This window comes from Nocardia sp. NPDC056564 (genome assembly GCF_042793755.1).
Taxonomy (GTDB): domain Bacteria; phylum Actinomycetota; class Actinomycetes; order Mycobacteriales; family Mycobacteriaceae; genus Nocardia.
On sequence record NZ_JBHTUR010000034.1, the window covers coordinates 40,528 to 58,196 of the forward strand.

The following is a 17,669-nucleotide window of genomic DNA, read 5'->3' on the forward strand; positions in this document are numbered from 1 at the left end:
GTCTCCTCACCGAGCCCAGCGGTAGCCGAAGCCGTGGATCGTGGTGATCAGGCCGGGCCGGTTCAGCTTGGCCCGCAGCGCGCCCATGTGGACGTCGAGTGAACGTGAGGTGGACGGCGTCTTCTCGCCCCAGATCTCGTCCATGATCTGTTCGCGCCCCACCGCGGCGCCGGCCTGCTCGACCAGTACCCGCGCGACCGCGAACTCCTTCTGCGTCAAGGCGACCGGCTCGCCGGCCACCTCGACCTGCCGCGCCGACAGATCCACCCGCACATCACCGGTGACCACCACGGACGGGCAGGAACCGAGGGCCTGCCAACGCCGCACGGCCACCTCGAGCCGCGCGGCCAGCTCGCCGACCCGCGGCGGCTTGACCATGTAATCGTCGGCGCCGGCCCGCAGGCAGGAGACCGCCGCGAGTTCGTCGCCCTCCGCGGTGAGCACCACCACGGGAACGGTGCTGACCTTGCGCAATTGACGCAGCACAAGATAGCCGTTCACATCGGGCAGGCCCAGATCGAGGACGACGGCGTCGTAGCCGGTGTGCGAGGTCAGCAGGTCGAGCCCGTGCGTCAGGTGGTCGACGGTGCCGAAACCGTGGGTCCGCAGGCCATCGATGACCGCAGCCGCCACACCCGCGTCATCTTCCACCACCACCACACGCACGACCCGATTCCTTCCGCAGTCCAGACTCGACCTGGCCAGGTCGTGAGACTACAGCAGGTGAAGGCGCACACCGGCGGGCAACGGGTGGGTGAACGTCGTTGGCGGAACTCGCTTTCGGCGCGCGATTATGCTCAGGCGGTAGCCCGGCCCGAGTTGAGACGGGCGTCGGCGGACTGCATCGGGCCGACCACGATCGGCGGGAATCCGGCGAGCCGAGTGGCAGGCGGCAGGCTGGGGAAACGTTTGCGCAGATTGCCCAATTGCCGGTAGAGCTCACGCAATTCCTCATGCAGCACGCGGAGCTCCTCGTGTAATTGCTCGGCCTCTTCGATGAGCCCGGCCTGGAACAACCTGCCCTGTTCGAGCTGAGCCCGTTCGGCTCGCGACTTCGCCAGGGTCTCCTCGGCCGACGGCCGGGACGAGGACGAACGCGCCGCGCTGGTCCGGCTGCCGCCGGTGCGTCGCCGGCGAACGGGAGTGCCGGTGTCGGAATCCTGCATGGCAAACCCAGCCTTTCGATAGTTCAGGTGACAACGTGCCGAATACATCGATTGCATCGAGAGCAACTCGGCATAACGCTGAACCGAAATTATGCGCGCCATTCGATGACCGTCAAATCATCGCCGTAATAATGGTGTGCGACTTTGGAATTCGAAGATAACTTTCGCATCATCTTTAGATTTCCTTGAGAAGTCGTCACATTCTTGATGATTCGCGGCTAAACCCTTTTCGGCTTTCTCGCGCGCGCCACCGAAACGAGGATCGCGACCACCATGGCGGCGACCACGCCGATGATGGCGAGCAGCCCGTGCCGGTAGCCGGCCAGGAATGCGTTCTGCACGGCGACGGCCAGCGGCTCACCCGCCGACGCCGCCGCGGCCACACCCTTTCCGAGCGGATCCCGGCTGACCGCGGCGCCGCCGTGGGCCAGCAGCTTGGCCGGGATGACGAAGTGCGCGCGGTAGCCCCGATCGACCAGGCTGCCCACGATCGCCAGGCCGAGCAGGCCGCTGACCTGCACGACGATCATCTGCGCGGCCCACGGAATCGCGGTGCGGGTCCGCGGCAGCGCCGCGCTGATCGCGTCCAGCGCGATACTCAGCACCATCGCGAAGCCGACGCTCGTCACCGCGACCATGGCCACCAGCGGGCTCAGTTCCCCCTGAGTGCCTGCGGTCAGGCCGATCGCCAGACCGTCCACCATCGCGGTCAACCCGATGACGATCGCGGCGACCACGCAGCCCTGACGCTGCAACGCCGAACCGGCCTTCGCGCCGATCGCGGTCGCGGCGCACGCGGGCAGGAAAATGAATGCGCCTGCCAGGATGGAACTTCGATCCCCCATCGCCTGGAGATATTGGATGGCCAGAAAGACGGCGCCGAACAGGGCCAGGATCGCCGTCGCCAGCGCCGCCATCGCGAGCCGGACCCGAGGGTCCGCTCGCAGGCAGTCGTGCGGGAGCACTCCGGCTCGGCGGATCTGCGCCGACACCACGGCCAGCAGCACCCCGGCGGCCAGCGCGGCGCCGAACGACGGCGAGGTCCAACCCCAATAGGGTGCCTGGATCAGGGCGAGTGCGACCAGGCCGATGCCGAGCGTCACCGTGACCGCGGCCGGCCAGTCCACCGGACAGGCCGGATCCGGCCGGACGGCAGGCACGAACCAGACGACCCCGATCAGCAGCACCACCGCGGTGAACCCGAGCCCCGCCACCACGCGCGGCCACACCACATCGTTGAGAATCAGCCCGGCGATCAGCGGGACGACAGTGACACCCGCCGCGCAACAACCCGCCCACAGCGTGACCGCCCGGGCCCGCTCGCCCCCGGGTTCACTGACCAGCACCAGGATGGACAATGTCGCAGGCACGATGACCGCCACGCCCGCGCCCATGAATATCCTGGCCAGGAGCAGCGGAATCGAGGTCTGCGCCAGCACCAGGTGCACGGCGGAGCCGAGGAGATAGACCAGGAAGCCGCCGACCAGGACCCGCTTGGCCCCGAGCCGATCCACCAGCGCGCCGCCGACCAGCAGCAGCGCGATGAAGGCCAGGACATATACCTTGGGGATCCACAGCGAGGTCTGCAGCACCGGCCGATCGCCCAACTGCTGCAACAGCGTCGGCACCGCGATGCTGTGTGTGGAGGTGTCCTCGCTGATCAGAAAGCCGGTGCCGCACAGGACCAGCAGCACCAGTCCACGACGGCGGCCGGTCAATCGGCTCGGCCCGGTTTGCGTGCTCGTCCGGCCCTCTTCGCCCCCGCGGCCCGAACGGTCGATCTCCGTTGTCATGCTGTGACCTTAAGTCCGAGCATGACTTTCTACCGCCCGCGGCGAACGATCCGCTCGCCCGGCACGATTCGCTCAGCGGAGTTGATCGCGCAGCGAGGCGACCGCCGCGAGCAGGTCCGCGGGGCCGGGCGCCGGGCCGCGATCGACGGCGACGGGGGCCATCAGTTCTTTGGCCTGCTCTGCCAGGTCGAGCACGGCCTTGCCGGAGGCCTCGGTCACCGCCGCGGCGATCTCGTCGTAGTCCAGGTCGCTGATGTCGGCGGCGAATTTGATCTCGATGGCGATGCCGTCGGCATTGACGGTGACCCTGACTCGGCGGCGTTGGGCGGTGCCGGTCGCCACGAGTTGCGCCCATTCCGCTTGCAGCCGGGTCATTTCGGCCACCTTCGTGCGGAAATCGTCGACGGCACCGGCGAATTCGTCGTCCATGGGGAAGTCCTTGTCTCGCGCGAAGTTTCGCCGGATTCAGCGGTCCAGAATGCGGTGGTCCGCGCTGTGCGGGGTCCCGGCATCGCGCTCCGACGGCGGGGTCAGCGGGGCACGGGCCGGTTCGGGCAGTTGCTTGCGCAGATCGGCCAGCTCTTCGGACAGGTCCTCGGGCCGCAGGCCCGACCGCAGCGCCGTGAGCGGAGCCATCAGTTCCGTCTTCTGCCGCTGCACCTTGGCCGCGGCCTGCTGCGCGGCCTGCACGGTGGCGCGGGCGATCTGGCCGTAGCTGAGCTCATCGATGCCCTCGGCGTACTCCGTGCGCAGGATGGACCCGGATGCGTTGACCGTCACCGTGATTCGGCCGTGTTCCACGGTGGCCGACGCGGTCAGGGCGTCCCTGGCGGTGCGAATCTCGCCCAGCCGGCCCAGCGCGCCCACCACGGCCTCGATCAGGTCGGCCGCGTCGCCGGCCGCGCGTCGGTTCTCCGGGCGGATCATCGCGCCGCCACCTCCACGGCCAGGCCGAGTTCTTCGGACCGCACCTGCAGGCCCGCGTACCGCGACAAGTAGGCGTTCACCGCGACGGCGTGCTGCTGATCGTCGAGATCGGGCACCAGCACCAGGAAGCGGGTCGGATTCGGCGCGTCCTCCCCGACCAGCGCCACCAATTGCCCACCGCGCAAACGGAGTACGAGGAAGGCCTGATCGTCGTCGGGGACGTCGCCGAAGGGCGCCTTCACCGCCCACTCCAGGTCCGCGATGGTGATCTCCAGCCAGCCGATCGGCCTGCTCGAGCCGATCGACGGCCAGGTTGCCGGGTCCACCGGGACGAGGGCCGGGTCCGGCCAGGGCCTGCGCCGATCCAGCTCGGCCACCAGTCGTCCGACGAAGTCCAGGATCCGCGGTGCGTCGAACTTTCCGGCGAGTTCGACCGCCGCGTCGGGCACGGTGCCGGTCGCGACCACCCGTGCCAGCTCCGCGTAGAACTCCGACACGGTGGCGAGGTAGCTCGTTCGGTCGATCAGGTCTTGCGCGGCGGCGGCGACGATCTCGTCGCCGGACAGGTCATCCACGTAGCCCATGGACGCGCACAGTTGGACGAGCAGTTCGGGCTCGGCGTCGAATTCGACCGCGGCGGTACCGGTCTCGAGGTCGGCGGCGAACTCGTCGCGGCTGTCCGACAGCGGAGGGGCGATGCGGTCGAGGGAGAACGGGCGGTCGACCGCTTGCAGCGCAAAGCTGTTCGGATACGGGTCGCCGGTTTCCGGACGGTAGCGCAGATACAGTTCGGCCTCGCCGCTGCTGAGCCCGGGGCGATCGTCGTCGCCGGGCACGCCCTCGACGAAACCGACCTCCCAGGCCAGGATCGTCGCGATCTGCGCCGCCGACAGCAGTGCCGCCGGCATCGGCTCGTCGACGGCGATGAAACCGGGCTCGACCGTCGCCGCACTCACCAGCACCATATTCAGCGCCGAAGGCGTTGTCGCACAACGCCCCTCGTCATCGAGCGCGTCCGGCCGGACGACCACGCAGGCGCCCCCGACGGCCACCACCACCGCACCATCCGCATGCCTGCACACCAACCGCGGCATCAGCTCTCCCTTTCGGTTCGGAATCACCGGACCGTACCGAGCGGCCGGTCCGGCAGCGAGCGGGGCGGATTCGGTGGCCCCCCGCGTTCACCTTCTGGTCACCCGGTGCGCTACTGCCCTGCCCGCACGACGTCGCGCGCGATCAGCGCCGACTGCCGGTCCAGCATCGGGCCGCCGGGCAGCTGGCTGATGATCTGCCAGGGCACCGGCTTCGGCGTGGTCAGCCCGAGCGTCGCGGCCGTGGCAAGGTCGGGAATACCGAATCGGACGCCGGTGTCGGTGACGTAGAAGAGAACATCGCGCCGGGTGCTGTCCAGCTCGATCCCGGTCACCTGAACGAATTCCCCGCTGCCGCCGGGGATGTACGCCGCGCGGGCGCCGTCGCCGGCCACCAGCGCCACCGGCGCCGCCCCCTCGGCCAGCGGCAGTTGCCTGCCGACGAGCAGTTGCAGCTTCGCCACCTGATCCGCGCGGCCGCGCGACCACGCCGCGCACGCCACCGGGTCGGTGTCCGTGCTGACGATGGTCAGATCGCCCGCGGGGAACTGGCCGACCGGCAACGTCTCCAGCACCGGCATGCCGCTGATCGCGTCCGGGGATAGCAACGGAATCACGGTGAGCCCCATCGAGTTCGAGGCACGCAGCACCTGCGCGGTGAACTCGGAGATCTTCTGCACGCCGTCGGCGAGCACCACGTAGGGCGTGGGCCCGTTCACCCCCTGGACTCGAATCACCGAACCCACCACCACATTCGCCCCGCGCACGGCACTCGATTCGCCCGCGCCCTGGATCGCGGGCACGCTCAACTCGGGCGCGGCCGCGGTGGCGTTCAGCAGCCCGGTCCCGATCGGGCGCGGGCGCAGGCCACGCACCCGCAGCGCGGAAACGATGGCGTCACTGCCCATGTCGACCCGGGCGTGCTTGCCGTCGTAGATCAGGTAGGTCGCGCCGTCGCGCGTCGCGAGGACCGCCTCGCCGGGCGCCGCCGGACGGATCTGCGCGCCCAGCTGCGGCGAGCCGGCCAGCACGGTGCCGCCCTGAGCGGCGGTCGCGTCCTCGCACAGCGTCCATTCCGAGCGTTCGCGCTCGACCGGGTCGCCGAGCGCGCCGGGCGCGCCGGGTATGCCGAGCAGCGGACCCCGCGGCAATGCCGAAAGCTTCGAATCCTTCAGCGCGGTAGGCGATTCGCTGCTGCCGGTGATCAGCCGGGCGGACGCCAGATTGAGCGCGGGATGCAAGGTCCCGTCGACCATCACGTAGAGCGCGCCGCTGCCGGAACTCATGATGATCTTGGCGTCACCGAGCTGGCCCTGCGGGCGCAGGAACGCCAGGATGGCACAGCCGGCGGTGATCAATACGGCGAGCACGATGCCGGTGATCAACGACCGGAATTGGATACGCATGGGGTCGTGCAGCATTCGCACGTCACGACGCACCATCGCGTGCCCGTAACGTTGCAGCAGAAAACGATATCCATTGACCTGCGCGCGCGTCGTCAGCTGTGCCGGCATTCCCACTCCTCCATGCATATGAACACCGTGCGCATGAACACGCACATTCGACTGCGGTGTGAGAGGCTACCGCACCACGGGGGTGCTCGCGGAATGGAGATGAGTTGAATGAATAACGAGATATTGCCGCGCCCAAGCACGCCGGAGCTGTTCACCCGGCTGCCCTTGTTCATCGTGTTGCCGTCCGCCGCAGCGGGTACCACGGCCGGGACCACGGCAATCGCCTTGCACGCCGATCTACCGGTGGCCACCGGAATCGGTCTCGCGGTCGCCGCACTCGGCGCGGTCCGGATTCGGAAAACGAATGTATGGCGAATTCTGGGAATGCGAATCGCGCTGCGGTGGCGCAATCGGCGCGGTAATGCTATCGGGGCGCGCACCGAGCCATTCGACGTCACGCTGCCGGAATCCGACGGCACCCGGTGCGGAATGCGCTGGGACGGCAGGCACCTGATCACCATGCTGGCGCTGGAGCGCACCGGCGTGCGACCGACGTTGCTCAGCTCGGCAGAGATCCGCGCGGACGCGGCCGTCTCGCTCGCCGATGTCGCCCGCTGCCTGGCCCAGTTCGACATCCGGCTCGCCGCCGTCGACGTGGTCACGCTCGGCGTCCGCACGCAGGGCCCGGACAACGTGGTGCGCGTGTACGAGAAGCTGCTCGGGCCGCTGCCTGCCGCGGCGGCCCAAACCGTCTGGCTGGTCCTGCGTATCGATCCGCTCGACAATGCCGGCGCCATCGACAACCGGGGCGGCGGGCAGCCGGGGATGGTCCGGACGGCGCTGGTCGCCACCCGCCGGGTCGCCGCGCGCCTGGCGACCCGTGGGGTTCGGGTGTCGGTGCTGACCGCGACCGAACTGGCCGCCGCGGAGGCGGTCGCGCTACACGACACCGATCCGCAGCAGTGGGCCGAGGATTGGCGTTCGGTGCGCAGCGACGGCGTCGAGCTGGCGGGTTACGCGGTCCGGCCCGAGCGGTTGAACGCCGAGGCGCTGGCCGCGGTGTGGGCGTTGCCCGGCAAGTCCGTGCTGACTCGTCTGCGTCTGACGCCGGCATCCGGATCCGCTGCGACACAGCGTGACCATGCGGTGGCACTGACCGCGCTGGTGCGTCAGGACAAGGCGGGGGCCGGTCATCACGACGCCGACACGTCCGCGCTCGAGCTGGGTCTGCTGCCGCTGCGCGGGCGTCAACGGCGCGTGCTGCTCGACGGCGGCGACCTCGACACGCCGGTGGCTCGGCACGGAACGCCGGCGACGCTGTCCGATTTCACGGTGCCTGCCGGCGGGTGCGGCCAGGTGATCGGCGCGACCGGCGACGGTTTCGGCGTCGCGGTGTCGCTGTTCGGGCCGGAGATTCGGCGGGTGGAGATCGTCGGGTCGCTGTGGCTCACCCAGCTGATGATCTTGCGGTCGATCGCGGTGGGCGCCCAGGCGATCGTGCACACCACCCGGCCGCAGGCGTGGGCGCACCTGGTGTCCGCGGTCGATGCGCCTGCGGCCCTGTCGGTTTCGTCGCCCGGCGGCGCGGCACACCATACCGCCGCGGCGACGATGATCGTCTACGACGGCGTCGCGGCCACCGGGCAGGTGTCGGAGGCGACCGCCGTGCACGTCCGTTCGCAGACCGCGTCCTCGTCCGTGGTGCTCGGCGCCGATGTCGCGTTGATCGGTTCGGCCGGCGAACCCGGCACGGTAATCGTCCGCACCAAAGGTCGTGAACTGGTCGTCCAGGTGGTGTCGATCCCGGAGGAGACCGAGTACCTCGGCACCGCGGAGACTCCGGCCGAATCGGTGTTGCAGCCGGCATGACAGATGGGCCCGCCGCCGACGGCGACGGGCCCATCCCTCGGTCCGGACGACTACCAGGTGAAGTCGTCGGCGACCTGCTGGTCGGTGGCCATCGCCTTGTCCAGCGCGGCCTGCACGTTGTCCTTGCCCTTCGCCAGGAGCACGAGCAGATCGTCCAGGTCGGTGATCAGGGTCTTGTGCTTCTGCTGAAAGGCCGCGGACGCGCCGGCGTCACCACTCTGCCAGCCTTCCTTGAGCAAGTTGGTCGCCGCGGTCTCGGCGTTCTCCCGCTCGGCCGAGATGTCCTTGTGGTAACCGCTGAGTTCGGTGATCAGCGCGTTGACGGCAGCCGGGTTGTACAGCATGGTTATTTTCCGTTCTCTGAATAGCGTGTCGTGCCGGGGACTAGCTGTAGTTCATGTTCAGCGTGGTGAATCCGGACATGCTCTCGTCTTCCGCCGACGCGACCTTCTTCTCGCCGGTCTGCAATGCCTGCGACACCAGATCCAGGTCCTTGTTCACCGCGCGAATCTTGTTTTGCAGTTCGTTGGCGAATTTGGTGAACGCGATGTTGGCGTCACCCTCCCAACCCTTCTTCGCGGCCTCGACCGTATCGCCCAGTTTGTCGACGCTCTTGTCGATCGGCGGAATGACTTGGGCGTAGGCGTTCGCGTACTTCTGGAAAATCGCGAAATCGAGGTGCAGGTTACTTCCGGCCATGAGAGGTCCTCTCGGATGATAGGTGTGGAAATCTTTGGGTGGGCGGTCGGCCCGGGTTCTCGGTCATGCGGGAATTACGGCATCCACCTGCCTTCCGGCAATGCCTCGATGTGCGCGGCCAGCACCTGGGCCAATCGATGGTCACTGCCCGGGGCGAGGGTGGTCCACAGTTGTCCGTCGGCGGCCACACTGCCGCCGCCGATGATGCGGCCGTCCGCGGTGTCGTAGACGGCCGCGCTGGCGGGAGACCGAACGGACTGGCCGTCACGGTGGGAATAGCAGACCAGCTCCGCGAGCGAATCGCATTGTCGTAGAGCAAGTCCCAGCGCGATCGCGCCGGATTCCGACATGCCGAGCTGGTAGGCGGCGCTCGCGTGGGTGGTGCCCGCGTCGTCCAATCGCCGCTGCAATTCGGCGGTCGGAGCACTGAAGACCGGGATGTCGGCCGGCGGGCACGGGCCCAGCACGCCGAGCAGCGGCCGGGCCAGCACCGTGGCGTCCTCTTCGCCCCACACCGGACGCACCTCGAGGTCGTCGCCGCGACGCACCGCGAGGGCATGGTCGAGTCCGCGCCGGGCCAGACAGACGCGGAGCAATTGGCCGCCGCGCCGAATGCGCAGGGCTAGTTGACGATCGGGACGCGCCAGGACGAACAAGGCGCCGGCCAGATCGTCGGTAACGTTGCCGTCCCGGTCGAGCACGCCGCGATCGCCGAGTTCCGGCAGCACGGCGGCGCGGGCCGCGGCGAAGGCCTGCCGATCGGCGTGCCGCGGACGCAGCACGAGCACGGTCGGGAACGTCTGCACGCCGAGGGTTTCGGCGACGGCGAGCACGCCGTCGGTGGTCAACGTGGTCATCGTCCCGCCTGGGTCGCGGGAGCCGCGGCACCGCCCAATACCGGCGGCGCGGTGGCGAATCCCGCGTCGACGACGAAACGATCGCCGATGTCGCCCACCTCGGCCGCGTCGGCTCGTGCGGCGGGTTGCTGCGGGACCGGCGGGGCCGCGCTCGCGGGTGGCGCCACCATCGGCGGCGGTCCGGGCTGCGCCGCCGAAACCGGCAGTGCGGCAGTGGGTCCCGGCGCGACGGCCGGGCTCGGTGGCAGCGTCGGCGCAAGTATCAGCGATTCGCCGCCGACGGCCACGGTCGGCGGCGGCGCGACGTGCACCGCGGACAGGTCCACGGCCGGTGCCCCCAGTACCGGATCGGCGACCACCGGCGCGTTCGTCGGCAGGCCCGGTTGCCCGGCCTCGGGCCGCGCCGGGGCCTGCTCGGCGGCCAGCGCCGCACCGGCACTCACCGCCGGGGCAGCGTCCTGCTCCCACGGGAAGGCCAGCTTTTCGCTCGCCGCCTCATAGGTGCGCATCACCTGAGCCGCCTGCGCGTGCAACGCTTCGACCTGATGGTCGGCCGTGTCGAGCAGACCGGCCAGCGGTGCGCCCAGCAGGCTGCCGCTCAGCAGATCCGCCGCCGTCCGCACGGCCGCGGCCACCTCCCCCACGTGCGGCATGGTGAGCTGCGCGACCTCGTAGGACACCGCCTGCTCGGCAGCGATCGCGGCATTCTCCCTGGCCGCCGCGGTGGCCTCGTCGAACCAGTCGGCCAACTGCGCCAACTGGGCCAGACCGTCCTCGTTGGACGCCGACCCCCAGACATCGCCGACGACCGCCAGGATCGCACGGAACTCGGTGCCCGCCGCGCCCAGCCCAACGGCGAGTTCGGCGTAGGCCAGGCCGACGTCGGCCATCGGCGCGGTACCTGGCCCGGTGGTCAGCTCGTGCGCCAATTGCTCGGCCGGGACGGCGTCCCATATCGTGCCGGTGAAACCGGCCTGTGGTGCTTCGACCATCACATCGGTCCTCGTCTGGATGCGTTGCTACATCAGGGGTTTGAACATGTCGACGGCGTCACCGTCGGATCCCTCGACGAGATCGGCGTGTGCACGCAGGTTCGCGGCGATCTTGCGCAGCTCACCGACGCCGCCGAGATACGACTCCCGGAACGACCCACCGACCTCGCCGAGCGTCCGCGCGGTATGCCGGGAGACCGGGTCGATGGCCGCGGCCGCCGGATGCAGTGCGGTGCTGTGCTGGTGCAATCCGCCTTCCAGGCCGTCGGCGAGCTGGTCCAGGCGGCCGGCCGCCGTTCGGGCCAGAACGTGATCGAATGCTATGTGGCTCAAGAGATTTCTCCTTCTACAGGCGGAACGGGGTGTCCGGGTCCTCGGTCGTGGTAGCGCCGATCACGGGGGCCGCGGTGTCCTCGCGGCCGCCGACGAGTTCGTCGCCGTGACAGGCGTCGACCAGCGCCTCGGGGGCACCGCCCGCCGATCTGGCCCGGTCGGCACCGCCGAGCGACCCGACGCCAGGAACGAGCGGCGGCAGTACCTCACCGGCGACCGCGGCGTGGCCGGTGGAAACGGTCGCGGACGCGACCGTGGCCGGCGTCGCCGCGACGACGTGTTCTGTTTGCCAGCCGCCGAGCGGCGCGGTCGCGGGACCGACCGTCCCGCTGCCGATTCCGGCCGAACCGTGCGGCAGGCTCGCGGCGATGGTCGAGACCGGCCGCAAGGGCACCGGTACCGGGGTGTTCGGCTCGGTCTTGGCCGGTGCGGGCGCGGTGGCCTTGCCGACCTCCTGGGCGACCGACAGCAACGGCTGCACGATATGCGGCAGCTGCGACAGTAGCTGGGTCAGAACCTGATTCGTAGCCTGCGTGCTCGCCTCGGTCGAAGCGAGCCGCCCCGCCTTCGAACCGGACTTCGTCAGACTCTGGGTGAGCGGGCGCTGGGCCGTGCTCGGCGCACCGACCTTGGGCCGGGTGGGCAGCCGGGTCGGCACGGGTTTGCCCGCCTCGGTCATGTGTGCCGAGTGGCCGAGCAACTGGGCCTTGGTGTGCGCGGTGATCGCCAGCGCCTCGGTGGCCGCCTCGATCGCCGTCGCCAGCAACGCGGCCTGCCCGGGCGCGGTGGCCAGCGTGGGCGTCAATGCCGCCGTTGTCATCGCGAATCGGGTTGCCACCGCGGCCATCTGGAGGTACCCGGTGGCCACCGAGCTCGCCGCTCCCCCGGTCGTGAGGTTCATCCGCACGGCTTGGTCGGAGATCGCCGCCGAGGTGGCGTAGGTGTCGACCGCCGCCGCGGTGGCCGCTCGGGTCCCGGTACTCTCCATGGTCTGCAACAGCTGGATACCGCCGGAGATGACTTGCATTGCGGCGCTGACCGACTGCGCGACCTGCTGGAGCACCTTCTGCGGGTTGAACGCGGGATTGGTGTTCAGGTTCCCGTCACCGAAACCGCTGAACAGGTCCGTGACCGGCTTCACCAGCGCGGCCGGGTCGAGCGGCGGCAGCGGCGGGAGGCCGGGCAGTGGCGGAAGCGCCGGTAGCTGCGGCAGCGCGGGCAGGCCGATGCCGGCGAGGACCTGGTGCGCCGACTGACCCAGGTAGGGCGCGACCGGAGTGTTCTGCAGCGCGTCGAGGACGGTCGGATGCAGCGGCGCCGCAAGGAATTCCGCGGTCACTCCGGGGTTCCCGCGGGCGCGGCGAACGACTCCGCACTGTTTCGCTCGGCCTGCTCGTAGGACTGCGCCGCCGCACGTGAGGTCTCGGCGGTGCCCGCGAAGATCTGGACCAGATCGCCCACTGCGACGAAGTGATTGGCCTGCGCGAAGGCGAAACTCGCCAGGAACTCCTGACCGATCAGTCCGAATACCGGTGCGACGGAGGCGATTACCGCCGCCTGGTCGACCGCGCCCGCGACCGCGACGGCCGCCGCCGTCCCCTCGGCGAGGTCGCCGTACTGACGGAATGTTTGTGGCTGCACATTGACTACGTTCATCGCGGCACCCTCCTGGGGCTGATCTGTGAACTCGATACCTGGGCGGTTCATCGAGAAACCTAATGAGGGCAACGGGTTCCGCAACCGCTACGCGAACCGGCGAACCTGTTGTTCACCTAGTTGTCGAATTCCTCGATCAGGTGACCGCGCAGCGCGAGTGCCCGCTGCGCCGCGGTGGCCGCCGCGGCGACCACCGCCTGCCCGAACTCGCCCGGCGACATCCGCGAAATACCCTCGGACAGCTGGATATCCAGGATCCTGGCGGTGCCGTCGACCACCACCGTCACCGCATCGCCGGCGGTGGCGTGGGCGACGCGAATGTCGGCGAGGTCGTCGGAAAGTCGTTGCATCCGTTCCAGTTGTGCGCGTGCGGCGGCCTCCAGGTCGGCGAAATCGGTCACCAGGAACCGCCGTCCTGATCGAGCCAGCTGCGCGGCTCGTACTCGCGCTCGGCCTCGTCGAGCAGTTCGGATTGTTCGACCGTCTGCTGCGACGGAAGCCCGAGCAGGTTCAGCGCGTGTTCCGGAAGGCCGAGTTCGGCCAGGTAGGCCCGCCGGTGCAGACCGGCGCGGTCGGCGGCCAGCCGGCACAGGCGCAGGAGGTCGGCGCCCAGCTCGCCCGGGTTGCGCCGCAGCTGGTCGGGCGTGACGCGGACGGCGAGCGGGAGACCGGAATCGGTGGCGCTGACCACGATTTCGCCGCCGCGGACGGAGGCTTCGCCGACCGAGTAGGTGGCGAACTCCGTTGTTTCGGCCAGGTCGGGCTGTTCAGGCACGGCGTTCGTCCTCCAGGGTCTGCCATACGGTGGCGATGTCGGCGGTGATCATGGCCGCGAGTCGCGGCCGGTCCACCGGCTTCGCGACCGGGCCGACGTCGTCGCGGACGGCGTATCGTCCGTCGCCGACCAGATCGCGCCATTCGATGCGATAGGGAGTGATCCCCCGTGGCCCGAATATCGAACTGCCCAAGCTGGTTTCGATAAGTCCCAGCCGCTCGGCCGGGTGATCGAGCCATTCGGCGCTGAGGCGATCCGCTTCGGCGTAACTGTCCTGCACCCGGGACCGGCCGTAGTGATGGTCGGTGTCGGCGTTACCCGGCGCGGTCACCAACGGTGTGTCCGGGCGCTGCCCCGCTGCCCGGTCGGGCAGCGCCCCTACCATCGCTCCGGCCAGCCGCGACCCGTCCCCGGTATGGACGATGTAACCACCACTGTGCCAGATGGTTTCACCGGGCAGCTGCCGGATCAGCGTGGCGACCCCACCCTGTCTGCCGCCGATGACGCGGACCATACCGTCGGGGTCGTCCGGGCGTCGGGGGTCGAACGCTCGTACCGACACCCGGACGTCGGCGTCCGCGATCCGAGCCAGCGCGTCGGGTAGTCCGCCGTCGTCAGCCAGGCCGGCCCGCGCCGTCGCCGCCGACCGTGCCCATTCCTCGGCGTCCTCGCCGCGATACAGGGCGAACAGCGGCGCGGGCAGTCCGTCCTTGAACAGCCTGTCCCACAGAGCGATCAGTTCGACATCGCTGAGCGTCCAGGTGCGGCTCACCGGTCGAGCACCGGCCGGATGCCACGCTCCGGCGCACCGATCGCCTCGTCGAGGTGTTCGGTGGAGTTCAGGTACTCGTTGCGCTTCTTCTCCCGCTCTTCACCGGTCGGCCGACCCGGAGCGCCGCCGAACGGCATGCCTGGTTCGCGACCGAGGGCAGGTCCGGCCCGGCCGACGATCTTCGCTTCGCCGGGCACCGTGGCGCGGGGAAACAGTTTGGATTCCTGGAGCGCCAATGGGTCTCGGGCGAATAGGCCGCGACCCGGTCCGCCGATTCCGCCCTTGCCGAGCGCGGCAAGCGGACCGCCCTTGGGCAGCATCGGGTTGTTGACCGGTAGCGGAAGGTTGCCGGAAAACTCGTTGGCGAGCGGACCTTTGGGCAGCTGGGCCAGCGTCGCGAGCGGGTTGTTCTCGATTCCCACCAGCGGATTCGGTGTGCCGGGCGGTGTTTCAGGACCGGTCGGCGGGCGCTCGACCGGCGGCGGGTTTCCGTCGGACGGTGGATGGGCCCCGCCGGGTGGTTGCTCCCCGGATGGCGGCGGACCACCGCCGCTCTCGGGCGGCTGCTGGCCTCCGCTGTCGCCGCCGGAGTTCTCGTCCCCCGGTGGCGGGGCCTGCTCGTCATCGGTGGTCGGCGGCCGATCGTCATCGTCGTTCGGCGATTCGTCGCCCCCGGGACCCGGCGTGGTCGTCACGGGATCCGGATCCGGCAGCTTCACAATGCTGGTGGTGGTCTGGACATAGTTGTCGGAGTAGTACAGCTGGAAATTCTCTTGCCACCGAATGAGATTCAGCTCGTTCGCCATCTGCTGAGAGATGGAGGTGGGCGGAGGCGGCTGCGGGGTCGGCGGCATCGAGTTCTGCTTGGTCTGCTGGAGCCAGCCCGAGGTGAACTGGAGTGCGTCGCCCAGCAGTTTCATGTCGCCGGTCAGCCGCTGCGACGCACCGACATACTGCGTCGTCGCGGTGATCGCGGCCTCGGCGCCGGCGCCTTTCCACTCGTACGAGACCGCCGAGATCGTCGAACGCAGCGTGGTGAAGCCGGTGTCCAGGGTTTGCGCGAGCCAGTACCAGACCCCGGCCGCGGCGGCGACCGCCTTCGCGTCGATCGAGTTGCCGATCATCCACAGCGCCTCCCAGCCGAGCTGCTTTCCCAGCTCCGGGCCGAAACCGTAAGCGTCGTAATGGGTTCCAGCCACCGGCTTGTTCGGCCGATCGGGTATCGGCACGGGCGCGGGCGCCCCGCTCGGCGGGGTACCGGACGGGTGGTCGAAGGACAGATCGTCGAAGCTCACCTTCGAGTCGTGCTCGGTGCGCGCGTAGCGCTTGCCCGCGGCGACGAAGGTGTTGCCCATGTCGACGAGGACCGTGTGATGTCGGTCGATCCGTTGCTTCAGCTCGGTGCCGAACTTCAGGTTGAACACCGTCCACAGCAGCCGGCCGGACACGGACTCGGCGATGATCGGACTCGCCAGCTGAACGTTCTTCGTCATCCACTCCTGTACGCCGACAACGACATTCAGCATGTCCTCAACGTGCCGGGCGCAGCGCAGCGCCGACGTGGGCGCGAGCTCGAGCTGCCCGTCCTTCGCGGAGCCGGGCAGTCCCGTCCAGTTCGTACCATTCGCTTCCGTTGCCATGGCTTGCCTCCCGCGCTATCGGCCGTCGTCGTAAACGCTCGCCCTGGCGACCCCGCGCCGGGACTCGTCTGCCCGGACCAGCAGCAACTCGTCGCAGTGCCGGTCGATGAGCTTGGCGAGGCCCTCCGCCGTGGTCGCGACGGCGGCGATCGGCGGTTCGAGGTCCACCACGTAACGGCCATCGCCCGGGTGGTCCTCCCAGAAGATCCACTTGGTGACCTGACCGCTCGGACCGAAGGTGGAGTGACCGTGGGTGATCATGATCTGGCCGACGGTCGCCTTCGGCGCCGCCTGCCACTCGCGGCATCTGGCATCGACGTCGTGGTCCTGCTCGTCGTCGAAAAGCCCGCTGCGACCGTGCCAATGGTCGAACTGCTCGTCGGCGGTGTTCAGCAACGCGACGCGCGGGTGCGTGCCCGCCGCCATCGGCGGCAACCTGTCCACGATCAAACGCGCCAGCGAAGCGGGGGCGCACTCGGTGATCTCGATATCGTCGTGGCTCTCCGATGTCGTCTTGCTGAAACCTTGGATCAGCAGCGCGCGTTCGCCGAATCGCCTGGCCGCCATGACTTTATGGGCGGTGAGATCCTGCGGAGCGCCGTTGTCGCTGGCATGCACGGTCATTCGGACATCGGCGCGCAGTGCTTTCACCAGTACGTCGGCCAAGTCCGGATCCCACGCCGCCTGTAGTTCGCCCCAGACCCGGGCCTTCTGGAACTGGAAGTCGTAGTAACCGCGGATGTCCGAGAGGTAGCTGAACGGCCAGTTGTGCGTGCGGTCGACGAGGCGCTCACGCATGACCAGGTACTCCAGGCCGCTCAGGCGCCAGGTGCGTTCCACTATTGATTTCCCTCCACCGTGTGGCCGGGCGACCCGGTCGATGCTGTTTCTCCGCCGACCTCGGTGGTCGACCGCGTGGATGTGAAGTCCTCGAAGACTTCCGGTTGGCGACCGCCGGCCCGGTTGATCGCACCGAGATCCGGTACCGCCAGGCCGGGGAACAGCGCGCGTGGCGGCTCGATCGGGCCGGTCGCACCCGGCGGGAACAGCAGCTCCTCGACGTGGTGCACCTCCTCGCCGAAACGCTCGGTTGCCTGCGCCAAGGCCTGTTTCACGGTTGTTGCGCCGTCCTCGACCGACTTCGCCAGGGCTTGCAGGACCGGGCCGAGTTGCGCGGCGAGCTGGTTGCCGAGTTGCACCAGGGTCGGGATGCCGGACGAGATGAGTTGCAGCGCTTCGGAGAAGAGGCGAAGCAGGTCCTGCGATCCGCTGGCTCCGCCGCCGCCCCCGATGCCGGGGCTGATCGGGCCGCTTGGGCCGATCGGCGGGCCGGGGTGGCCGGAAGGGTTTGCGCCGCCGCCACTTCCGCCGCCGTTGCCGGATCCGCCGCCCTTGCCGCCGCCTTCGCTGCCGCCGCCGCCTTTGCCGCCGCCCTCGCTGCCGCTACCTTTGCCGCCGCCGTCGCTGCCGGTTCCGCCGCCGCTCTTGCCGCCGCCTTCACCGCCGCCGCCTTTGCCGCCGCCGCCCTTGCCGCCGTTGCTGTTTCCGCCGTCGTTTCCGCTGGTTTCGTTGTTGTTTCCGGTGGGTGTGGTGTGGGTGGCGGGGGCGAGGGTGTTGGGGTCGGGGAGGGTGGGGATGAGGGTGG

Annotated in this window: 21 protein-coding genes; 1 reads left to right on the forward strand and 20 read right to left on the reverse strand. The window is 69.3% G+C overall.

Annotated features, from left to right (window positions below):
* Positions 1 to 6: 6 nt before the first annotated feature.
* From ACFQ9K_RS43690 to eccB, 7 genes are all read right to left on the reverse strand, one after another.
* Complete coding sequence (locus ACFQ9K_RS43690; protein WP_378721030.1) at positions 7 to 666, reverse strand: response regulator transcription factor; 660 nt, start codon at positions 664 to 666, stop codon at positions 7 to 9.
* A gap of 131 nt (positions 667 to 797) precedes the next feature.
* A complete protein-coding gene (locus tag ACFQ9K_RS43695) occupies positions 798 to 1,166 on the reverse strand; it encodes a hypothetical protein (protein ID WP_378721031.1) in 369 nt (122 codons plus the stop codon).
* Positions 1,167 to 1,384: 218 nt separating this feature from the next.
* Positions 1,385 to 2,959, reverse strand: coding sequence for an MFS transporter (locus ACFQ9K_RS43700; protein WP_378721032.1), 1,575 nt, complete (start codon positions 2,957 to 2,959; stop codon positions 1,385 to 1,387).
* 72 nt (positions 2,960 to 3,031) lie between these two features.
* A complete protein-coding gene (locus tag ACFQ9K_RS43705) occupies positions 3,032 to 3,388 on the reverse strand; it encodes a YbaB/EbfC family nucleoid-associated protein (protein WP_378721033.1) in 357 nt (118 codons plus the stop codon).
* Between the two features lie 36 nt (positions 3,389 to 3,424).
* The gene (locus tag ACFQ9K_RS43710; RefSeq protein ID WP_378721034.1) at positions 3,425 to 3,886 is read right to left on the reverse strand and encodes a YbaB/EbfC family nucleoid-associated protein; all 462 of its coding nucleotides are present in this window, start codon (positions 3,884 to 3,886) and stop codon (positions 3,425 to 3,427) included.
* Complete coding sequence (locus ACFQ9K_RS43715) at positions 3,883 to 4,980, reverse strand: hypothetical protein (RefSeq protein ID WP_378721035.1); 1,098 nt, start codon at positions 4,978 to 4,980, stop codon at positions 3,883 to 3,885. The genes ACFQ9K_RS43710 and ACFQ9K_RS43715 overlap by 4 nt, the downstream gene beginning before the upstream one ends.
* A gap of 110 nt (positions 4,981 to 5,090) precedes the next feature.
* Positions 5,091 to 6,491, reverse strand: a complete 1,401-nt coding sequence (gene eccB, locus ACFQ9K_RS43720; protein WP_378721036.1) for a type VII secretion protein EccB — start codon at positions 6,489 to 6,491, stop codon at positions 5,091 to 5,093.
* A gap of 108 nt (positions 6,492 to 6,599) precedes the next feature.
* Between eccB and eccE the strand changes: the two genes are divergently transcribed.
* Positions 6,600 to 8,300: a type VII secretion protein EccE gene (eccE, locus tag ACFQ9K_RS43725; protein WP_378721037.1), complete on the forward strand. Its 1,701-nt coding sequence runs from the start codon at positions 6,600 to 6,602 to the stop codon at positions 8,298 to 8,300.
* Positions 8,301 to 8,350: 50 nt separating this feature from the next.
* On the opposite strand, the gene ACFQ9K_RS43730 is transcribed toward eccE, so the two are convergent.
* The 13 genes from ACFQ9K_RS43730 to ACFQ9K_RS43790 form a co-directional block, all read right to left on the reverse strand.
* On the reverse strand, positions 8,351 to 8,644 hold the full coding sequence (locus tag ACFQ9K_RS43730) for a hypothetical protein (RefSeq protein WP_378721038.1): 294 nt from the start codon (positions 8,642 to 8,644) through the stop codon (positions 8,351 to 8,353).
* A gap of 40 nt (positions 8,645 to 8,684) precedes the next feature.
* Positions 8,685 to 8,999: a WXG100 family type VII secretion target gene (locus ACFQ9K_RS43735; protein ID WP_378721039.1), complete on the reverse strand. Its 315-nt coding sequence runs from the start codon at positions 8,997 to 8,999 to the stop codon at positions 8,685 to 8,687.
* A gap of 74 nt (positions 9,000 to 9,073) precedes the next feature.
* Positions 9,074 to 9,856: an ESX secretion-associated protein EspG gene (locus tag ACFQ9K_RS43740; protein WP_378721040.1), complete on the reverse strand. Its 783-nt coding sequence runs from the start codon at positions 9,854 to 9,856 to the stop codon at positions 9,074 to 9,076.
* The gene (locus ACFQ9K_RS43745) at positions 9,853 to 10,848 is read right to left on the reverse strand and encodes a PPE domain-containing protein (protein ID WP_378721041.1); all 996 of its coding nucleotides are present in this window, start codon (positions 10,846 to 10,848) and stop codon (positions 9,853 to 9,855) included. The genes ACFQ9K_RS43740 and ACFQ9K_RS43745 overlap by 4 nt, the downstream gene beginning before the upstream one ends.
* A gap of 27 nt (positions 10,849 to 10,875) precedes the next feature.
* Positions 10,876 to 11,181 (reverse strand): PE domain-containing protein, encoded by a 306-nt coding sequence (locus ACFQ9K_RS43750; RefSeq protein WP_378721043.1) that lies wholly within the window; start codon positions 11,179 to 11,181, stop codon positions 10,876 to 10,878.
* Positions 11,182 to 11,194: 13 nt separating this feature from the next.
* Positions 11,195 to 12,520 carry a hypothetical protein gene (locus ACFQ9K_RS43755; RefSeq protein ID WP_378721044.1) on the reverse strand — a complete coding sequence of 442 codons (1,326 nt, stop codon included), beginning with the start codon at positions 12,518 to 12,520 and terminating at the stop codon, positions 11,195 to 11,197.
* Entirely contained in the window at positions 12,517 to 12,837 is a 321-nt protein-coding gene (locus ACFQ9K_RS43760; protein ID WP_378721045.1) for a type VII secretion target, read from the reverse strand. Before ACFQ9K_RS43760 ends, ACFQ9K_RS43755 begins: the two co-directional genes overlap by 4 nt.
* 116 nt (positions 12,838 to 12,953) lie before the next feature.
* The gene (locus ACFQ9K_RS43765) at positions 12,954 to 13,238 is read right to left on the reverse strand and encodes a YbaB/EbfC family nucleoid-associated protein (protein WP_378984511.1); all 285 of its coding nucleotides are present in this window, start codon (positions 13,236 to 13,238) and stop codon (positions 12,954 to 12,956) included.
* A complete protein-coding gene (locus ACFQ9K_RS43770; RefSeq protein WP_378721047.1) occupies positions 13,235 to 13,612 on the reverse strand; it encodes a hypothetical protein in 378 nt (125 codons plus the stop codon). The genes ACFQ9K_RS43765 and ACFQ9K_RS43770 overlap by 4 nt, the downstream gene beginning before the upstream one ends.
* Positions 13,605 to 14,384 (reverse strand): ESX secretion-associated protein EspG, encoded by a 780-nt coding sequence (locus tag ACFQ9K_RS43775; protein ID WP_378721048.1) that lies wholly within the window; start codon positions 14,382 to 14,384, stop codon positions 13,605 to 13,607. The genes ACFQ9K_RS43770 and ACFQ9K_RS43775 overlap by 8 nt, the downstream gene beginning before the upstream one ends.
* Complete coding sequence (locus ACFQ9K_RS43780) at positions 14,381 to 16,024, reverse strand: hypothetical protein (RefSeq protein ID WP_378721049.1); 1,644 nt, start codon at positions 16,022 to 16,024, stop codon at positions 14,381 to 14,383. The genes ACFQ9K_RS43775 and ACFQ9K_RS43780 overlap by 4 nt, the downstream gene beginning before the upstream one ends.
* 15 nt (positions 16,025 to 16,039) lie before the next feature.
* Positions 16,040 to 16,864, reverse strand: coding sequence for an ESX secretion-associated protein EspG (locus ACFQ9K_RS43785; RefSeq protein WP_378721050.1), 825 nt, complete (start codon positions 16,862 to 16,864; stop codon positions 16,040 to 16,042).
* On the reverse strand, positions 16,864 to 17,669 hold an 806-nt coding region (locus ACFQ9K_RS43790; protein WP_378984514.1), incomplete at its 5' end, for a hypothetical protein. The genes ACFQ9K_RS43785 and ACFQ9K_RS43790, both read right to left, overlap by 1 nt.